Genomic DNA, 19881 nt, shown 5'->3' on the forward strand with positions numbered 1-19881 from the left:
GGAAAAACATAGTCGAATTGCAATTATTCTGCAATCCCTTAATTGTGTTTTATTTGGCAACTTTCATGCATCCTTTTAATAGACAATGACATACAAATTAAAGCCCAGATGCTATTTTATCTCCTTTAGGAGGAACTTTTGCAGGTTTTGACAAACTTTGGAGGTCAATCATATCTTTCAAAATATTGAGCCCTTCCACCAATTGAAGATCTTTTGCATTAATGGGCGGTATTTTGCTATCAGAAGACAAAGTGGTCACTTTCGAAAGGTCATCTTGGTTGGTCAAAAATTTTTGGTATTGGGAGTTATGGGCCAATCGTTGGGCACTATTTTTTCTCAAAACAGGGAGCATGGCACGCCAGGTGCGGATTTTATGTTGCAAGGTCGGAGAGTAATAGCGCAAATACCATGGCTTTAAATTGGGATCGATGTCTTCTAAAAGATCGTCGTACACAGAGGAGATCGTATCCTGTGTGAGGGGGTGTTCAAGAAATTCTTCCCCGATGTTTTCTTGACTGAATTGGCTGGGAACAAGGATGTCTGCTTTAACTCCTTGAATCTGAGGGGTTTTCCCCGATACTGTGTAGTATTTCCCTACCGTAACCTTAAAATAAGAAGAGCCTTTATTATCGGTGACCGTTTGGCTTTGAATGGTGCCTTTTCCATAAGTTTGTTCATCTCCCACGACAAGCGCCACCCCATAATCTTGCAAGGCTTGAGCGACAATTTCAGCAGCTGAAGCTGTAGCTTTGGAAGTCAGCACGATTAAAGGGCCATTGTAATAAGTTTTCCCATCCATGTCGCGATAAAAGCGTTCTTCTCCGCTTGAATACTTAGAAATGACGACCACCCCATTGGTAATAAAAAGGCCTGCGACTTTGACTGCTTGGTTTAAAAAACCGCCGCTATTTTCCCTTAAATCTAAGATAAGTCCTCGTAATTTCCCTTGTTGGGAAAGTTGATTCAAAGCGTTTCGCATATCGTGTTCGCTGTTGATTCCATGAATCCCTTGATAAAACGAATTTAAGGAGATGACCCCGATGATTCCATCCTTGACAGCTTCATAAGAAGTTTCCGCTCTTCCTTCGTCAATGGAAATCGCCTCGCTCGTTAGAGTAACAGGGTATACAGAGCTGATGTAATTGTTATCGGGGGAAGCAGGTTTCTTTAAAACCATTGAAATGGCGGTCCCCGGTTTAGCTTGTAGGCTATGCATCACTTGATCATAGGATTGATTGGCTATTTCTTTGCCATTAATTTTGATAATTTGGTCATCTAGCTGAATCTGTCCGTGCTTGGCTGCTGGGCTATTTGGAATAATGCGAGCCACAATCATGCCGTCTTCTGTTTCTTGAGGCACAAGGCCGACCCCAATGACCCCTTTTTCAAGACGCATTTTCATCTCATAAGCTTCAGCCGCATCATAAAAGGTGGTATGGGCATCTAGGCTACGGGATAAGGCTTTTAAAATATGCGTGACCAGAAGATTTTCTCTCTCGGCTTTTGTAAGATCTCGGCCAGTCGTAGTTTGAAATAAATACTTTTCTTCTTTTTCTCGTAACTTGCTTTCATAGAAGGCGAGCACAGCTTTTTCATTTTTCTGAACTTTAGCCGCTCCATAATGATGGATTTCGCTGTTAATAAAGCGGATGATATCTTGCTTTAGGCGATTAGCCAACTCCTCTACCCCTTGGGCAAAAGAACGCTTTAGATCGGGATCTTCCCATTCGCTTTTAGCCTCTTCTGTATGTTGATAGAGAAAGAGTTGTTTGGGATTTTCCATAAGATTTTGGCGGATCTTTCGAGCCCTTAGAATAGAGCTTTGAATGACTGCATTTAGGCGGTAATAAGCGCTGAAATCATTTTTATAATAGTTTTGTAAAAATTGCTGGGACTGTTTATCGCTGAGGTTTAAAAAAGGATTGCTCTCTGAGCCAAGTAGATAAACCCGATCTGGGTCAAATTGATCGATATAGACTTTAAAGGAAGCTTTAAGGATTTGCTCAGACATTTTCTTTTGAGAAACATGCTGTTGCAAAATATTTTGCATGACTTTATTGACATCTGTTGCTTGAAGAAGCTCATGGTCGGTAGAAAAGAGGGGGGAGGAAACAAAAATAAGCAGCAAAAAAAATCGGGTGTAAATCGGCATATAAACCCTCCGGGATTGAGATATCGCTATTCTTATTTTATAAATAATTCTTTTAATAAAAACAATTATCTAATGTTTATATTTCAAACTAATTTAAAAGAAGGGCCAAATGAAATTATTTCATCTTCTAAAGCAATGATTTATGCTAGGCGAAGAAATCATTCTCAGCTATGCTGATTGTTTGGTTTGTAGGGAGAGAATCACCGTGAGTCAAGAAACATTTGAATTTGAGAACTTCACTGGATCTTTGGAATTTCTTTTACACTTAATTCAAAAAAACGAAATAGACATTTGTGAAATTTCGCTACGTCATATGACCTCCCAGTATTTAGGAAAAGTGAAGGATTGGCAAGATACCCAAATTGATCGAGGAACAGATTTTATTGCGACCGCAGCTTCTTTACTATGGATGAAAAGTAAAACGCTCTTGCCTAAACATGAGCAAGCTGAGGAAGAAATTCTTGAAATCGAAGATCCCCACTTTGAAATCATCCACCATCTCGTGGACTATTGCCGTTTTAAAGAGGCAGCAAAAGAGCTGGTGGAAAGAGGAGAAGCCCAACATGCTTATTCTCGTGGGGCAGAGCCCTCAGAAGTAAAAAAAGGGATGGGATTAGCTCACCTTTCCTTAACAGATTTAGCTGCTCTCTTTCAGCAAGCATTAACCAAATTCTCAGCCCAAACCAAAGTTGTACAAGAAGAAGTTTGGCGTGTTTCGGATAAAATTCGGTATTTGCGCATTCAACTAAAAGAGGTCGCCCGCTTTTTGTTAGGAGATCTTCTCGCATGTGCGCGTTCCCGAGAGGAGTTAATCGTCACTTTTTTAGCGGTATTAGAACTCATGAAGCTAGGAGAACTAGCCGTTTTTAAAGAAGTGGAAACAAATTTAATTATTATGAGCTCACCTTCATCAACCCCAGATGTACATTGACTTATGACGAATGAAATTAATTTATTCGAACCCACCCTAGAAAAAACCTGCATAGCTCCTATTACCCCGCGAGCAGAAGCTGCAAAAGCTGCTGAAGATAAATACGATCGGGAGCAGCAGTTGCACATGCGCAGGAAAATTAAGCAGATTGTAGAGGCTTTATTATTTGCCTCAAGTGAGGCCATCTCTTTTAATAAGATGAGAGAGGTTTTGGAGAGTTTTTATCCTATAAAGCCTCGGATGCTGAGGGAAATTATCGAACAACTTCAAGAAGAGTATATTTCCCAGGGAAGGGCTTTTAGACTGGAGGAGATCGCCCAAGGGTTTGTTTTGCGCTCTTGTGAGGAATTTGCACCTTATATTCAAATGTTATTTCGGCATAAAAGATCGGAAAAACTCTCTCAAGCGGCTGCGGAGGTTTTAGCGATTATTGCTTACCGGCAACCGATTACACGGCCTCAAATTGATGCTATAAGGGGGGTCGATTCTTCAGGGACTCTTGTTAATTTGCTTGAAAGGGAACTGATCGAACCCGTAGGGAAATTAGAGGCGCCTGGACGGCCTACTTTATATGCAATCACGCAGCATTTTTTGACTTATTTTGGGTTACGCGATTTAAAAGATTTACCCCAATTGGATTTAGACGCAAAAAAATAAACGAGGGGTTGGATCTTCCATCGTCTTCCAGATTCGCTGCCTGTATCCTCCTGCAGGTAGGGGCCACTTATCCTTAGGTTTTGAATTCCCAGAAAGGATATTTCAGTTTGAACAATATTTTCTCTTAATCAAGTAAAGCCTATTCAAGGCTGTTCGAAAATGCGTTCCCTCCAGGCATTCGGCCGGTTTATCAGAAAGCTTAGGATTTTAAAACAGGCAAAAAGAAGCCTATCTATGATTGCACCTTTAGTTAATCTTTGTTGCGATGTTTTAAGTAAATGGTATAAAATAGGCTTAAAAATTTTTAAGAAATTTTCATGAATTTAATTTCCAACAATCCGCTTATTTATGCCATTGAGACCCGTAAGGCTTTTATATGGTCTCGATTGTTGAGAACTCCTTTTTGGGCGATTTATTCTCTTATCCCTTTTATTCTGTATCGCGATTTTCATGCTACTCCTCTGCAAATAGCAGCTGCGACAGCCATTAAACCCATGGCTTCTCTGCTTTCTGTTTATTGGAGCTTCTCCATCAATCAACGGAGAGATCGGTTGCGAGCCAATATTATTTGGGCAAATATTTTAAGCGTTTTACCTTTCTTTTTATTTCCATGGGTAAGCAGCCCTTGGTTAATTATCGCTGCATTTGGCTGGTTTATGTTTCTTCATCGAGGGGTGATGCCTGCATGGATGGAGGTCTTAAAGCTAACTCTGCCGGGCGTGTCGCGTGAGCGGCTCTTTGCGTATGGAACCACGATCGGGTATGTAGGAGATGCTTGTCTCCCATTCTTGATTGGGGGATTACTAGATGGATATGAGCAAGCATGGCGATGGATTTTCCCGTTGACAGCTTTTATTTCTTTAGCCTCGGTTATTTTCCTCTATCGAATTTCCGTTCCTCCTGAAAAAATAGGGAGGCCGTTGCAGCCGCCTGTTCCTATTACTAGAAAGTTAGCGGAGCCTTGGATTCATGCATGGTCGTTGGTTTGCCGGCGACCTGATTTTCGAGATTTTCAGATTGGATTTATGCTTGGAGGGGCGGGGCTGATGATTATGTCGCCGACTTTTCCTATATTCTTTATGGATATTCTCCACCTTTCTTACACTGAACTAGCCATCGCGGTTGCTTTTTGCAAGGGGGTAGGAGTGGCCATGACTTCCAGAATGTGGGCCGATTGGATGAATAAAGTGGATATCTACCGATTTAGCGCTTGCGTGACATTTATTGCGACGCTTTTTCCGCTTTGTTTGATTGCGGCTCAATGGCACATTGCTTGGTTGTATTTTGCTTATGTGATCTGGGGGGTTATGCAAGGAGGCAGTGAGCTGAGTTGGAATTTGTCGGGGCCTATCTTTTCTAAGGATGAGGATAGCTCTGCCTATAGCAATGTGGGTGTGTTAGCGGTTGGATTGCGTGGATGTATGGCACCTTCATTAGCTGCTATTTTATGTAGTTTGTTTAATCCCCTCTTTGTTTTATGCTTGGGCGGATTATTCTGTTTGGGCGCAACTGAAAGAATGTCTGTTTTCTCTCGCAAGTATTTTCATACGGCGCGAGAAAATTCTTAGGATTTTTGTGAAACGTAGCGCCACTCAAAGTATTTGCTGAGCTCTTCTACGATAGGGAAATGGGGGGGAGGCTCTGCAGCAGAGAAAAGTTGAATATCCTCCAATAATCGCTCTTTTAAACATTCATATATCCTGTCTTCTTCGCCGTTTTGAAGGGAATCTTTTTGTAGCTCGGCTTGAAAGGCAAGTGCCTGTCGATAAGTGGCCGCTTGAATTTTTTGGGCAAAGGTATCCAGGCAAGGGGGGGCGAAGTTTATGATCTCTGAGAATTCTTGCAAAATAATTGTGGCAGAGGGAACTGCCAGAAGGGGGCCTAGCACACCTATAAAGTCTAAAACCGCTTTTTCCATTTCCGTATCTGTTTTTTCTGCTTGAAAATGCACTTCTTTGGACTTGAGTGCAATTTCTCTTTCTAAAATCTGCTGGGCGGATTCTCGGGAATTGAAAACAAGTGTGCCATTTTCTATCCAAGCATTTTGCAAAGCTAAATAAGGCTTTGTGACAAATTGTTCCATCAGCAGGGAATAGCTCTCCGAAAGGCAATCAAAAGGAGTGGGGTGATTCTTCAGAGTGGCAAAATAATGTTTCACCTTTCTTTTTTTGAGCTCACATTCTAACAAGCTATTTAAAAGAGAGAGACTCAGGGATTCATGCAAAATTAAAAAAGTTTCAAGATGTTTCTCAAAAACTTTTTTTCGTAGGGAGTAAATTTGTTTTGCTTTCACAAGGCTAGCTGCCTCAAGCGTCAAACGATTGGCGGTCTCATGCTGGTTTTTTAAAATCAATGAGACAGTCGGAAGTAAATCTAACCGATGCGGACACTTAGGAATTAGCATTTCGCTCAAAGCCCATCCTGTGTATTGGGAAGCATGGGGAAAACCTGTCTGGGTGGGAGTCGAAGTCATAGAGAAGCTATTAGGGATAGGGATTCCTCGCCCAGTTCCTTGGGTGGGCTTGATGAATTGCCCTACAACCACATATTTCTCTCCAGGAAATGGGTTTATGACTTGCCTCATTTCTAAAATCCACTTTGCTCCTTTAGAAGTCAAAGTTTCAGAGATGGGGGATTGCTTAATGCAGGCGAGTTCCTCTTCAACGGAATTAAAGTAAACATTTTCCTTGCGAAGCAAAGAAAGAGCTTTCATCCAGAATAGTTCTGTATCTTGCTGATGAACAAACACCTTTTTGCTTTGAAATATATGGGAGACCCTGTGAGTGGTCGAGGTTTCAGATCGGATTTGGAAACGTTTGCTAAAAAGTTTAAGTGAGGATTCATCCTCAAAATTTTTACGATTAGGTAGAAGGATTTTATTGCAGATCACTTCTTGTGTTACCGAAAGCCCGCCAATGCGGCAAAGATAGGAGCGGATTGTATGCCATAAATTGCCGTTATTTTTTTGGGAAGCATGAGGGGAATTGAGATCTATTAAAGCATTAAAGTTTTTAATAGTGGAAAAAAAGCGTTGGGCTAGAGCTTGGTGAGTGGGGGAACCTTGCTCAAATTTATAAATGTAAGGATAGTGTTTTTTCAAAATGCTAATGGCGTTGAGCAATTCGTCTTGCTTTTCTTTTCGAATTCGATTGTGCTTTTTTCGGATTTTTTCGGAAAAAATCGAAGCAATGCAGGAGCTAAGCAAACCCACTTGTTCTTTGATCCGATGCGTTCTCCCTGCGATGAATGGGGGAGGATCTAAATGGTAGACATGGGGGAATGGTTCTTGGGCATTTTGAGCCGTAAACTCTTCAAGTTTAGTCAAAGCTGCATCGACCGCTACAGCGGGGTCAAAGGCTGGAGGAGGGCCTTCAAATCTTTCACTCATCGTAAATCTTCCATAAAGTTCAGCAGAAATGACTGCCTTTATTAAATATCAAGTTTTGATTAAGCTCAATAAAGGAAAAAAATTACGTTTCCAGTTCAGGTAAGGGTTTTCCAGCTGGGGCTTTTAGTTTTACGGATGTCCCTGAAACAATTTCACAGGAGTTTTTAACTTCAAAAGCATTTTCGACAGAAATCAGGTCCCCTCTGCGCAAAAAGTCAAAGGCCCTCGATTCTGCGGGATGTTCTGTTAGGCGAGAAGAAAGGGATTTTTTTCCTCCTGTGCCACAAAGATAATATTTTTTCCCTTGAAAAGAGTCAACTGGGGGGCTAATAATGCGATAAAGAGCGTGTTCTGTCCCCAAATTAGGCCATGCTGCTTGAGGGCTTCTCAAGATAAGATAAGACATTTTAAGTGAGCTTAGATTAATTTGAGCCGCACGTTGGAGTTCTTTAATGAGATAAGGTTTTTCAAATTCTCGCTGGGCATAACAAGGGCTATTGCTCGTTTGCAAAGCGGGACATTCCCCTTGCCACACACAGGGAGCTTGAATAGGAACTCTCTTCTTTACCATGGAATCGCGGATTTGAAGAATACGGTTATTAGACTCTCCAAAGGAGCTAGCTGCGATTAAAAGATATCCTTGAGGAGTTAAGAGATTGAGAAGAGAATCTAAAAATTGATGCTGCTTTTCGAGGCTCCCTTTGATAGAGATAGGAAAAAGCTCCTCTAGACAATGTCCCAAGATAATGCAATCAAACTCCCCGGAAACAGGTAAAGAAGAGGGGCATTCCCATTTGCGAATTTGGATAGGAAATCCGTAGCGTCCAGCAATTTCGCCAGCAAGTTGTAAAGCTGTTTGATTTTGATCTAAGGCAAAAACTTCACTTGCTCCATGCTTCAAAGCTGCAAAAGCAAAGGGGCCTGGTCCGCTGCAAAGGTCCAAGACGCGCCGTAGAGAAGTAGGGAATTCCCCCATTAAGGATAATGCTTGCTGGTAGTGTACCACCCATTGATAGAGCAAATACGCCCCCAAAAGCTTGGGCTCTTCAAAATAATGCTTTTTAGAAGGAGTACCTGCGTTGAAAGCTTCTTGTAAATTTGCAATTGCCTCGACGACGCTGCGAAATTCTCTTGTTTGTAAGCGATCAGAAGGTCCGGCAATTTTATGAAAACGGCGCCATGTTCCAATTAAAAGAGGAATTAAAGTTTCGAGATCAGCTTTTGGAATAGGTTTTCTTTTCATAGCTTTGGGTCCGTTTATTCAAAAAGGAGGGCTTGCTCGCGAGCGGTCATTTCCCTCCATTCGCCGGGATGTAAGGAGCCAAGGCGAAGCTCACCGATCCTAATCCGGGTTAATTCTAAGACTGGAAGCTTTGCAGATTCCATTAAAAGGCGAATTTCTCTTTTTTTTCCTTCCGCAATCGTAATTTTTAAAGTGCCACGCCTAACTTTTGTCACTCGGATAGGGCGGACGAATGTTTGCTCGACAAGAGTTCCGCTTGATAAGGCGCTTAAATGTTCAGCTTCTACCTCTACATTTGTCCTAACTAAGTATTCTTTGGGGATATTTGCAGACGGATGAATGACTCGATTAGCGAAGTGGCCATCGTTGGTGACAATAAGGAGCCCTCCTGTGTCTTTATCTAGCCTTCCGACTGTAAAGAGTCTCTCTTTGACATCTTTGAATAAGTCCAACACAATTTTAGCATCTTTGTGCCGTCTATTAGAGCAAATATAGCCCACTGGCTTATTTAAAATGTAGTAAACCTTATTTTGTTTTTTGCCGATGGTGTGTCCTTTGCAAATAATGACATCGTTTTCATCGACTAAAGTTTGAGGGATTAAAGTGATCTGCCCATTGACCGTCACGCAGCCCTCAAAAATTAAGGCTTCGCAAGCTCGCCGAGAGGCAACCCCGGCAGCTGCCATCACTTTACTTAATCTTTGCTTTGTTTTATCCATTGAGAAATCTTTACAATAATGGTTAAATAAAACAATAAAGAAGTTCTTAAAAAAAGTCAAAAAGTAAAAAAAAATAAGCAGTTCGTTTGTTTTACCTATTTTCTTGAATTTTTCACGAACGAAACTAAAGAACGAGAAAACGAGAATCCTAAGGAGGACTCATGAAAAGGCAAGCTATTTTGTGCATCACTTTTTTAGGGGTGTGGCAAAATTTGGGGGCTTTACTCTCTCCATTAGCTCAAAGTAGTGTGGAGATCAAAGCCATTCTGGATGATAAAAAATTTTCTGAATGGGTCGGTGCAGGAGAAAAAATTGAAAAAATTAAAAAGAATAAAGAGGGCTATCAAGTGGAAACTTCCCATTCCAAATTCTATGTGCGCGTGGTTTCCATTCCCTCTCACAAAATAGGTCCCCAGCAATTTCAATTGGAGTTTGAAGAATTAGAGGAAAAAAGTAAGTTTAAGACTTATTAGCTCTCTTTCGGGTCCTTTTTTGCTGATCTTTTTGTTCTCAAATGGGAACAAAGCTTACGAGATCTAAGAGAAAAAAGGGGCGAAAGAGGCTTATTTATTTATCGAGCTTATCTCCGATTACCGCTTGCTCGTTATAGTTTTTTCCCGTTATTCTAAAAGTTTAAAAGGGAGCAAACAATGAACAAGCTGATTTTAATGCGTCATGGGCAATCTGAATGGAACCGACTGAATCTGTTTACGGGGTGGGTTGATATCCCGCTCTCGGGTCAGGGAATTAAGGAAGCTTTGGCAGGAGGGGATCGGATTAAAGATATCCCGATCGACATTATTTTTACCACCTCGCTTATGCGGGCTCAAATGACTGCCATGTTGGCGATGAGCCGTCACTCCTCTGGCAAAACCCCTGTCATTTTACATCCTCAACAAAGCAGGCTTAAAGAATGGGGAAAAATTTATGGCAAATCTGCAGAAGAAGCGTGCATTCCTGTCATCTGTGCCTGGGAATTAAACGAAAGAATGTATGGGGAGTTGCAAGGGCTGAATAAAGCGGAAACTGCGGAAAAATTTGGGGCAGAACAGGTAAGAATATGGCGTAGAAGTTTTGATATCCCTCCCCCCAATGGGGAGAGTTTGAAAATGACAGCTGCTCGCTCCATCCCTTATTTTGAAGAAAATATTTTGCCTTGCTTGCTAGAAGGAAAGAATGTTTTTGTTTCTGCTCATGGGAATTCTTTGCGTTCCATCCTGATGTATTTAGACAAGCTATCGCCTGAAGAAGTTTTAAACCTTGAATTAGCCACAGGAGAGCCTATTTTTTATACGTTCCAAAATGGTAAAATAGCTAGAGAGTAAACGATATGCCCGGTGGAATTTATTTGGACAATAATCTTGTGACGCGCCCTTCTCAAAAAGCTGTCAGCGAGATGCTTCCTTTTTTAACTGATCGCTGGGGAACCCCTTCGGCTCCTCATCGAATGGGGCAAGAGCTTTTTCCCGCAATGACTGAAAGCTATAAAGCCTTATATACTTTAATGGGGGCAAAAGAGGTAGATGACATTATTTTCACGTCGTCAGGAGAAGAAGCAGTTAACCATGTTTTCATGTCGGCTTTTCACGATATCGTTTTGCCTACCGGTAAAAACCAACTCATTTGCGCCTCTCAGGATGAAGCACCTGCTCTCATGTCCATTAGCCGTTTAGAACAGCATGGGTGTGTGGGTAAATTGGTGTCCCCCAATTGCGAGGGAAGGGTGACAGTTCAAGAGGTTGCGGACCATATTACGCCCAGAACGGCTTTAATTTCTCTTTCATGGGCAAATGGATTGACGGGGGTGGTAAACCCTGTGCATGAAATTGGGGCTTTATGCCAGCAAAGGGGGATTAAATTTCATCTGGATGCCACGCATGTGGTAGGAAAGTTGTTTTTTAATTTAGAAGAGGTGCAAGCCGATTTTATTACTTTCAATGGCGATCGCTTTCATGCTCCTAAGGGAACGGGAGGGTTGTACATAAAGGCTGGGGTAAAATGCAGCCCCTTTATTTTAGGGGGCCTTGAGCAAGCTGGACTGCGGGCTGGCAATTTAAATGTTCCCGGATTAGTTGCCCTTGCAGAAGCGGCAAAAGAAGCGATTGAAACAAGAGATCTTATGTGTACAGAGATCGCGCGTCTGCGCTGTAAGCTGGAAGCAGGAATTAAAGAAGGTTATCCCGAAGCCGTACTTTTTTTTGAGGAACAAGAAAGGCTTCCCCATACCACTACCCTGGCTTTCCCAGGGATCTCTAACGAAGCTTTACTTTATGCTTTAAATCGACAGCTTGTTTTTGCAAGCATCGGGGGGGGCTCTTTCCAGCAAATTGGTTTGGTTTTAGCTGCTTCAGGAATTGATCCCCTCTTAGCGCATACAGCTCTGAGTTTTAGTTTATCGCGCGAGACGACCGAAGATGAGATCGATCGAGCCACCTGGATTATTACCGAGACAGCTAAATATCTTAGACGAGCGTCTCAGAAAATTTTAAAATAGAGAATGAAGGATGAGCCTTGCAGCTTTAACTACCCCTTTTCCTTGGAGCCGTTACAGTAAAAAATTGGCAGCCAAAATCGATCTTCCCCGCTCAATTGGTTTTTTCACAGCGGAAGAATCGGAAGCTCGCTGCATGTTTTTAGCTGAAGGCACAGAAGGGGCGTTGGAAGAAGGAAATTTAGTGCACTTTTATTGGCTAGTGGATACAGACGATGGGATTATTGTGGATGCGAAATTCCAGGCATATGGGCAATCAGTCTTGATCGGGGCCGCCGAAATTGCTTGTGAACTGGTAGTAGGAAAAAATTACGATCAGGCGAGGCGGATTAGTGTCGAATTGATCGATCGGCATGTGCGAGACAAAGCGGAAGAATCGGCTTTTCCAAAAGAGACCTATCCGCATCTTAATTTAATTTTAGGCGCAATTGAGGATGCTTTTGAAAAATGTGTGGAGATCCCTGTCGCAGATAGCTATATCGCTCCTCCCGTACCTTCTGAAATTGGGGAAATTGTAGAAGGGGGATATCCAGGATGGAAAGACCTTACGCTGAAAAAAAAGATCGCTGTCATCGAAGAAATTATGAACCGGGATATTCGTCCCTATATAGCCTTAGATGGGGGAGGCGTTGAAGTATTAAATGTGTTAGAAGATAGAGAAATTGTGATTGGTTACCAAGGCAATTGCACCTCTTGCTATTCCTCCATTGGCACAACTCTTTCCTATATTCAGCAAGTCTTACGGGCAAAAGTATACCCCGATATTGTTGTAACTCCTGATACTTCTCTCTTTAATTAAGGAAGTGGCAGAGTAAAGCTTCAATAAAGGAGCACAAACATGTCAGAGATTTTTTCTATTAAAAACAAACATGAGGCTGTTAGCTGGAGTAAAGAGATCGTTACGGAGAATTTACAAAAAATCAGCCAACTGGATAAAAAGGGGAAATTGAATGGAAAAAAAGTGATGGTTAAGAAAGGCCTCTCTTTACAACTTCTCGGGAAAGTTAAGCAGTTTTTTTGGTCCATTTTATCCCATACCGGGTGGGGGCTCCGTTTGTTTGGTGTTGACTACGCTCAAAATCGCGCTATTTTTGACTAAATTAGGGTAAGGTTAACCCCTAACGATAAAGAGCTAGAAGAATTATTTAATCGAAGCGTTAAAGGATATAACAGTTACCAAACAAAGGTTGTGGTAGAAGAGTTAAGATTAGGCCATCCAACCTCCTCCAAACCTGTGGAATTAACAACGAAAGAAAAACCAGACGCATCGATCGCTCCGCCTTTAGCTAAGGTATCGAAACAGGTGGTTGAAGCACCTAAAGTTGCTCGGATGTCTGAAGCACCTATAGATACCTCCAAAAAGCTTGGCCCCCTAATAAAGCCATAAAAGTTGACGCCAAGAAAATCGAAACTTTTTTGGGGGATACTAATTTTGTGAGGAAATAAAAAGAGTAAAAGAGATTCGCCTGATGATGGTTTGGGCGCAAGAGTGGGAGGCTTATAGCCAGCTTCCAGAATTTAGGGTGGCTAACTGATTTTTTTTAACATGTCTACTTGTGCCAAACTTTTTATTTTTCTTTAGAGGACTTTATCAAGCCCAGACAGTTTGTTTTTCTCGGCGTAGATTTTTTATCGAAGGAGAATACCGAATTCTGGCATGCGGCCGACATTTCCCTGTCTTGCAGTCATGGCGTGAATGATTGGATGGTAGGCAATCCCAAACCCTCTAAACCTATGGCTTTCCAAAGGAAAGAAAAGCTATCTATGCCAGCCAGTTCGGCCTTAGCTCAAGCTTTCAAAAAGGTGGCGGAAATGCCTAAAGTTGTTTGGATATATGGATTTCCACAAGGCTTGCCCCTTCTCTCGCTATTAAAATTTCTGCTTTTTATCGTATCGGTTGCTATAAAATATTTACCATCCTGCTGGATGTAGGTCGCTTAATCCCGTTAAGAAGACGAAATTCTTTCTCGTTTAAGTCCTTTTTCTATTTCAACTTTCATTGCATCTCGCTCACCTAAAATGAAGCGAATATACTAAATCAACTTAATTTCAAAAAACCTCTATTGTTTATAAATACTTTTTTAGGTATTATTCTTTTAATAACAAAAGGATTATTTATGAAAATAAGATATGTGGAAGAACCAAGCAAATTGCCTAGAGACCTTATTTGCGATAAGCAGGCAAGAAATCTCAAAGTCCAAGAAGGATATTATTGCTGGGGTTATAAGGAAGAAAAAGCTTCTTTTTTGCAAAGACACTTAATTTATCGGGTTCATCGCATTTTAGCTCGCATGTTTAGTCATAAATATTCAGAAGAAGAGAGAAGACTTCTCAAGGAAGAAAGGCAATACGCTTACTATTGTCTTCCAAAAGATGCCAAGCGGCGTGGGAACGTTCCTGCAGAGGAAGCGCTGTTTTTTTGTAGAGGAGGAATACAAATCCAAGAAAGGCTAAGAACCGGCTTCTTCAAGCAGATGCAGGGAAGTTATTTATATTCTAAAGTGATCCTTTTAAACAATACAAATGCCGGCGGGACATTTTTCAGCAATGTGGATGGGCCTTTTCCATCTAATTCTGAAGCTCAGCAAGCTTTTAGACAGAATCAGGGGGGATTTCTCCTTTATTTTTCTGATTTTAACAAGGTGTCAACCGAAAAATTTCTAAGAGATCATCCGGAATTTAGAGGTAACAACGCTCTTTACAGAGGAGCTATATGTGGGGTACTTAAGACTGAAGACATGCAATGCTTGAGGCCCCCCTATCAGGGTAAGTTTTCTAGGGAATTTATCCACTTTCTAGAAACAGGAGAAGAGCTTGTCTCTATAGGTTTTAGGCAAAGTTATTTTGGCGTTGGCTAAGCTAGCCTCATAAGGCAAAGGGGACTCTCGCACGAGTCGTTGCTCATCTGTTAAACCTGTAAAGTGGCCTCTCATTTTTACCTCCCTCCTAATACATAGGAAAACCTATGCTTAAAACTTTAAGTTGCCGATAGGTTCTTTTATTGTTATCTTTGAAGTGAGGTTTTTTCTTGATAGTTTAAAAGACTTACTGGGTGTAAACGTCTACTTTGGCAATACAGCACGATGCGGTGGCGCCAATCTATATAATAACCTTTTGACCATCAAAGTTCGTGAATCCTAGAGAGTTTTATTAAGCTTTTGTTAACCAGGCTCTTATTTGATTTATGCAACAATCTCTCTGTTGTGGGCAAACTGACTCGTCATTTTTGCAAGGAAACCAAAGGGATAAAAGAGAGATTCGAGCGATGATGTTTTCAAGTTAAGAGTGGGTAAGATACGGTCCCTTTTTCGCATTTGTCTTTGCTAAACCGCTTCTTCTCCGGTGTATTTATTCTGACCCAATTTTTTATTTTTTCATGAAAAAATTTTGCCAAAAAACCTAGATGATGGCTCCCTGAGGTATGATTTTTTATTGTAAGAGAAACTTAAATTCTGGCATCCTGGGGGTCATTTCGTTATTCAGTATTGCAATCGTTAAGCAAGATTTCGATGGTTGACGATATGAAACACACTCTTCTTATGACTTAAATTATTAAAAAGGATGAAATATGACGCCTTATGAATATGGATTGATCGCCTGCGGCCTAATCGGTTTGCTTTATGGGGTGATAACGATTCAATCAGTGCTTTCTAAAAATGCAGGAAATGAACGGATGCAAGAAATTGCAGGTGCCATCCAAGAGGGGGCAAGAGCTTATTTAAACCGTCAGTATATGACTATTACGATGGTAGGTATTGTAGTTTTTGCTTTTTTAACATGGTTTTTAGGATGGCACGTTGGCCTAGGTTTTGTGATAGGAGCTTTTTTATCAGGGGCTGCTGGATATGTGGGAATGAACATTTCAGTACGCGCAAATGTTAGAACTACAGAAGCTGCTCGCAACGGCTTAGAACCAGCGCTTGATGTGTCATTCAAATCCGGGGCTATTACTGGAATGCTTGTTGTGAGCTTAGGACTCTTAGGAATTACGGGTTATTACCTCTTTTTGAAAAACAGCCATATTTCACTCAATGCTCTTTTAGAATCACTCGTTTCCTTAGGATTCGGAGCGTCACTCATTTCGATCTTTGCCCGTTTAGGAGGAGGAATCTTCACAAAAGGTGCAGACGTGGGAGCCGACCTGGTAGGAAAAATCGAAGCAGGAATTCCTGAAGATGATCCCAGAAACCCAGCTGTTATTGCCGATAACGTCGGGGACAACGTGGGGGATTGCGCGGGTATGGCAGCAGACCTATTCGAAACCTATGTGGTGACAATTGTGGGAACCATGCTTTTAGCTGGGATTTTCTTCACAGGTTCCACCATGGAAACCATGATGGTATACCCCTTGGCGATTGGCGCGATTTGCATTTTGACTTCCATTATTGGAACTTTCTTTGTCAAGCTAGGCAAAAACCGCGATATCATGAAAGCCCTTTATAAAGGCTTTATCGTAACTGCTGGGTTATCTGCAATTGCCCTTGCATGGCTAACTAAAAACTTGGTTGGATTCGACCATCCTTTTACTGTCAATCAGACAACTTTCACTGGTTTGAATCTTTTTTACTGCGCTTTAACAGGTTTAGTGGTAACGGGTTTATTAATGTGGATTACAGAATACTATACCTTAACCAAATACCGACCAGTCCAAAGCATTGCGCAAGCCTCTACTACAGGGCATGGAACAAATATTATTCAAGGGATTGCGGTTTCGATGGAAGCCACAGCTCTGCCAGTGATTGTGATTTGCGTGGGTATCCTAGTCTCTTATATCAATGCTGATTTGTTTGGGATTGCAGTGGCAGCGACAAGCATGCTGGCTTTAGCAGGAATGGTTGTGGCATTGGATGCTTATGGTCCTGTTACTGACAACGCAGGAGGGATTGCAGAAATGTCTAATCTCCCAGCTGAGGTACGCAAAACCACGGATGCGCTCGATGCGGTGGGGAATACTACTAAAGCTGTGACAAAAGGTTACGCGATTGGTTCAGCTGGCTTTGCCGCTTTAGTTCTTTTTGCAGCTTTTATCGAAGATCTAGGGCGTTATTTCCCCGATTATCAGGGAGAATTCCTTCTTGAAAACGCCTATGTGGTGATTGGATTGTTTATAGGTGGCTTGCTGCCCTATTTGTTTGGAGCTATGAGCATGATGGCTGTAGGCCGGGCGGCTAGCTCTGTGGTGGTGGAAGTGCGTAATCAATTTCGGGAAATTCCAGGGATTATGGAAGGAAAAGCAAAGCCAAATTATAGCCGTGCAGTCGACATGTTAACAAAAGCCGCCATTAAGGAGATGATTCTACCTTCTCTTTTACCGGTAGTCGCTCCAGTATTGCTCTATTTAGTGTTAAGCTATGCGGTTGGACAATCAGAGGCATTTATTGCACTAGGCTCTATGCTTCTGGGTTCAGTGGTGACAGGCCTTTTTGTAGGTCTCTCCATGACTTCTGGTGGAGGTGCTTGGGATAATGCTAAGAAGTTAATTGAAGATGGCCATTACGGTGGAAAAGGTTCTGAGGCTCACCATGCAGCTGTGACTGGGGATACCGTGGGCGATCCGTACAAAGACACGGCAGGCCCTGCCATTAATCCGATGATTAAAATTATCAACATCGTTGCATTATTGCTCTTGGCAATCTTAGCAACGCATTAAAATCGAAAAAAGACTAAAAAGCCATTTGGCTTTTTAGTCTTTTTCAAGGTGTCCAAGCTCTTGATGGGCGTTTTCCCAATCTTCTAATGCTTGATTAAGCTCTGTTTCAAGGCGAGATTTTTCAAACAGAAATTTTGCCTGTTCTTCTCGAGAAGTGCGTTCGTAAAATCCTTCCGAGCTCATGGCCTCATCTATTTCCCTCATATTTGTTTCAAGCCGCTGGCAGAGATCCTCAAAACGTTTAACCTGTTTTTCAAGCTGAGAGCGCAAATTGCGTTGTTTCTTTTGCTCCTCATAAGAGTTTTTATTAGTCGATTCTTTAGTTGTTTGGGGCCCTCGTCGGGCTGTTTTGTCTAGATGGTCCACCTCTCGCTTTTCCAAATATTCAGCATAAGAACAGGAGAAATCGTGAATGCCGGTCTCGTTAATTTCTATGATTCTTGACGCTAGACTGGATACAAAGTGTCGGTTATGGCTGACAAATAGAACGGTTCCAGAATAGTTTTTCAAACTTTGAATAAGCGCTTCAATGGCTTCCATATCTAAGTGATTTGTAGGCTCATCAAAAATGAGAAGATTCTGCTTTGCCAGCATCATTTTTGCCAAAATGAGCCGAGCGGCTTCTCCTCCACTTAAAACTTCAATGGTTTTGTGGACGTCCTCCCCTGAAAATAAAACTTGAGCAAGCATTTGGCGCGCCTGTTGTTCATGCACACTTGGTAAGGAACCGCAGAGCCAGTCAAGTAATGTATTTTTTTTATCAAATTCTTTAGCATGATCTTGCGGAAAGTAAGCAAACTCCGCGGCATGGCCCCATTCAAAAGAGCCGGCATCTGGAAGGATGCGTCCGGCTAAAATTTCAAGCAAGGTAGACTTGCCAATTCCATTAGGACCCAGAATGGCAATTTTTTCTCCTCGATTCACTTCAAAGCTCACATTTTCTAAAACTTTTTTTGCTCCATAAGCTTTTTGCACTCCTGAAATTCTTAAGGGGACGATTCCAGAGGGGCGAACCATTTGAAACTCAAGCTTTGGAGATTGTCTTGAAGAAGGAGGAAGAGAATACTCTTCCATGGCGCTTTCTAGTTTTTCCACGGCTTTTAGCTTAGACTGTGCTTGGCGGGCCTTAGTCGCTTTCGCACGGAACCGATCGACAAATTCTTGCAAGTCTTCTTTCTTCTTTTCTTGTTTGGCAAGCTGGTGTTCTTTTTGCTCTAAATCCCAAGCTTTCGATTTTTCAAACTGGTCATAGTTTCCAGGATAAATTTTAATTTTTTCATAATCTAAGTCGATCATATCTGTGGCAATTCCATTTAAAAAACTGCGGTCGTGTGAACTGACGAGAGCCATTCCTGAAAATTGCCGAATATAATCTTCTAGCCACTTGATAGAATAAAGATCTAAGTGGTTGGTCGGTTCATCTAAAATTAAGACATCCGGCTGGCTAAATAAAACTTGAGCTAGTAAAACACGCAACTTATATCCCCCGGATAAAGTTTTTAAAAGTTGAGTGTGAGTATTAGCTTTTAGCCCTAAGCCTTCCAGTAATTCTCCAATCTGACTCGTGGCAGCGTAACCTTGTTGTTCTTCAATCACTTTTTCACAATGAGCAAGTTGGTGGCAATTTTCCTCACTTAAGTTAGGTTCTTGAAGCAGCTTTTCTTTTTGTGTAAATGCATTCCATAAAAGAGGTTTTCCCTTTAAAACAGTATTACGAAGGGTTTCATTTTCGTATAGAAAGTGATCCTGTTTTAAAGTGCCTAAACGAACTGAAGCAGGCATGAATATGTCCCCTTTTTCAGGAGTAAGGGCTCCGCTAAGAATCTTGATGAGGGTGGACTTTCCCGATCCATTGGGTCCCACTAAGGCATAGTGACGGCCTGGATTAAGTTGAAAATTGGCGTTGCGAAAAAGAATCTTATCGCCGTAACGCATGGTGAGATTGACTGCAGAGAGCATAAAACCTGAAAAATAAGTTGGAAATTTGGTTGAACTCTCTGAATATAACTGCTTTAAAAATAAATTACAATGCGTAGGGAAGGGGGATTCAAGGGAACAGCCTAAGTATTCAATCGAAAAAAAATCTTCTGTAAGTAAACGTCTAAACTAGAATCAGATGGGTTAAATAGAAAAAACAGAGTGTGTTAAATATCCTGTTCAAAGGGGATTCTAAAGCGTTTTTTTGTAAATATTAAGTAGGTTTATGTAACTGAAAAAAAGAAAAATAAAAACAGAACAAAATAACATTATATGAATACCTTAAAGTTTAAAAACCCCCTTAAGCGAGATTTAAGGGGCGTTTTATAAAGGAAATAAGTTTAAAACTTTTTTATTTAAACAAATAGGGTGCAACCACAAAAAAATCGAGGAAAGAAGAAAGAGGGTTGCGGAAATAATGGGCCATCTGGTATGTTTTTAGTTTCTTTCGCAAATAAGCGAGACGAAAAGCAAAGCCAAAGAGCGATGCAAAGTTTTTTGACAGTGAAGAAAAGACAATGTGCAAGCAAGATAAATTATAGAGCTTGTGTGAGGAAAGTTAGCGAAAGCTAACGACCCACATATTTAGAATATAACAAATACTCAAATTTTCAAAGTTTTTTTACTTGAGAATTTGATCTTGGTTCAGATTGAATGCTGACGGCGTGGATGA

General features: G+C 41.4%; 16 protein-coding genes. 10 read left to right on the forward strand and 6 right to left on the reverse strand.

Translation table 11 applies throughout. The features are described from left to right. Nucleotides 1-97: 97 nt before the first annotated feature. Nucleotides 98-2152: a tail-specific protease Tsp gene (gene tsp, locus PARA125_RS04315; RefSeq protein ID WP_213157467.1), complete on the reverse strand. Its 2055-nt coding sequence runs from the start codon at nt 2150-2152 to the stop codon at nt 98-100. A gap of 142 nt (nt 2153-2294) precedes the next feature. Between tsp and PARA125_RS04320 the strand changes: the two genes are divergently transcribed. The 3 genes from PARA125_RS04320 (at nt 2295) to PARA125_RS04330 (ending at nt 5308) form a co-directional block, all read left to right on the forward strand. Then, nucleotides 2295-3083, forward strand: a complete 789-nt coding sequence (locus PARA125_RS04320; RefSeq protein ID WP_249274165.1) for a segregation and condensation protein A — start codon at nt 2295-2297, stop codon at nt 3081-3083. A 3-nt stretch (nt 3084-3086) separates the two neighbouring features. Beyond that, nucleotides 3087-3740, forward strand: a complete 654-nt coding sequence (gene scpB, locus PARA125_RS04325) for an SMC-Scp complex subunit ScpB (RefSeq protein WP_213157468.1) — start codon at nt 3087-3089, stop codon at nt 3738-3740. A gap of 317 nt (nt 3741-4057) precedes the next feature. Next, complete coding sequence (locus PARA125_RS04330; protein ID WP_213157469.1) at nt 4058-5308, forward strand: MFS transporter; 1251 nt, start codon at nt 4058-4060, stop codon at nt 5306-5308. Here PARA125_RS04330 and PARA125_RS04335 read toward each other — a convergent pair. From PARA125_RS04335 to PARA125_RS04345, 3 genes are all read right to left on the reverse strand, one after another. Continuing rightward, the gene (locus PARA125_RS04335) at nt 5305-7128 is read right to left on the reverse strand and encodes a hypothetical protein (RefSeq protein WP_213157470.1); all 1824 of its coding nucleotides are present in this window, start codon (nt 7126-7128) and stop codon (nt 5305-5307) included. The genes PARA125_RS04330 and PARA125_RS04335 overlap by 4 nt on opposite strands. 82 nt (nt 7129-7210) lie before the next feature. Beyond that, nucleotides 7211-8371 carry a methyltransferase domain-containing protein gene (locus PARA125_RS04340; protein WP_213157471.1) on the reverse strand — a complete coding sequence of 387 codons (1161 nt, stop codon included), beginning with the start codon at nt 8369-8371 and terminating at the stop codon, nt 7211-7213. A 14-nt stretch (nt 8372-8385) separates the two neighbouring features. Next, complete coding sequence (locus PARA125_RS04345; RefSeq protein ID WP_249274166.1) at nt 8386-9090, reverse strand: pseudouridine synthase; 705 nt, start codon at nt 9088-9090, stop codon at nt 8386-8388. Between the two features lie 161 nt (nt 9091-9251). On the opposite strand from PARA125_RS04345, the gene PARA125_RS04350 reads away from it, so the two are divergent. The 5 genes from PARA125_RS04350 (at nt 9252) to PARA125_RS04370 (ending at nt 12680) form a co-directional block, all read left to right on the forward strand. Next, on the forward strand, nt 9252-9563 hold the full coding sequence (locus PARA125_RS04350; protein ID WP_213157472.1) for a hypothetical protein: 312 nt from the start codon (nt 9252-9254) through the stop codon (nt 9561-9563). A 177-nt stretch (nt 9564-9740) separates the two neighbouring features. Beyond that, the gene (locus PARA125_RS04355) at nt 9741-10415 is read left to right on the forward strand and encodes a 2,3-bisphosphoglycerate-dependent phosphoglycerate mutase (protein ID WP_213157473.1); all 675 of its coding nucleotides are present in this window, start codon (nt 9741-9743) and stop codon (nt 10413-10415) included. A 5-nt stretch (nt 10416-10420) separates the two neighbouring features. After that, a complete protein-coding gene (locus PARA125_RS04360) occupies nt 10421-11584 on the forward strand; it encodes a cysteine desulfurase family protein (protein ID WP_213157474.1) in 1164 nt (387 codons plus the stop codon). Nucleotides 11585-11594: 10 nt separating this feature from the next. After that, complete coding sequence (locus tag PARA125_RS04365; RefSeq protein WP_213157475.1) at nt 11595-12380, forward strand: NifU family protein; 786 nt, start codon at nt 11595-11597, stop codon at nt 12378-12380. Nucleotides 12381-12419: 39 nt separating this feature from the next. Then, nucleotides 12420-12680: a hypothetical protein gene (locus PARA125_RS04370; RefSeq protein WP_213157476.1), complete on the forward strand. Its 261-nt coding sequence runs from the start codon at nt 12420-12422 to the stop codon at nt 12678-12680. A 74-nt stretch (nt 12681-12754) separates the two neighbouring features. Here PARA125_RS04370 and PARA125_RS04375 read toward each other — a convergent pair whose 3' ends face one another. Next, a complete protein-coding gene (locus PARA125_RS04375) occupies nt 12755-12940 on the reverse strand; it encodes a hypothetical protein (protein WP_213157477.1) in 186 nt (61 codons plus the stop codon). A gap of 758 nt (nt 12941-13698) precedes the next feature. Here PARA125_RS04375 and PARA125_RS04380 point away from each other — a divergent pair. Together PARA125_RS04380 and PARA125_RS04385 are read left to right on the forward strand one after the other, a co-directional pair. After that, nucleotides 13699-14439, forward strand: a complete 741-nt coding sequence (locus PARA125_RS04380) for a hypothetical protein (RefSeq protein WP_213157478.1) — start codon at nt 13699-13701, stop codon at nt 14437-14439. Nucleotides 14440-15149: 710 nt separating this feature from the next. Next, a complete protein-coding gene (locus PARA125_RS04385) occupies nt 15150-17231 on the forward strand; it encodes a sodium-translocating pyrophosphatase (RefSeq protein WP_213157479.1) in 2082 nt (693 codons plus the stop codon). A 33-nt stretch (nt 17232-17264) separates the two neighbouring features. On the opposite strand, the gene abc-f is transcribed toward PARA125_RS04385, so the two are convergent. Further along, nucleotides 17265-19190, reverse strand: coding sequence for a ribosomal protection-like ABC-F family protein (gene abc-f / locus PARA125_RS04390; RefSeq protein WP_213157480.1), 1926 nt, complete (start codon nt 19188-19190; stop codon nt 17265-17267). Nucleotides 19191-19881: the final 691 nt, after the last annotated feature.

This window comes from Parachlamydia sp. AcF125, from assembly GCF_018342475.1.
In the GTDB taxonomy this organism is placed as follows: domain Bacteria; phylum Chlamydiota; class Chlamydiia; order Chlamydiales; family Parachlamydiaceae; genus Parachlamydia.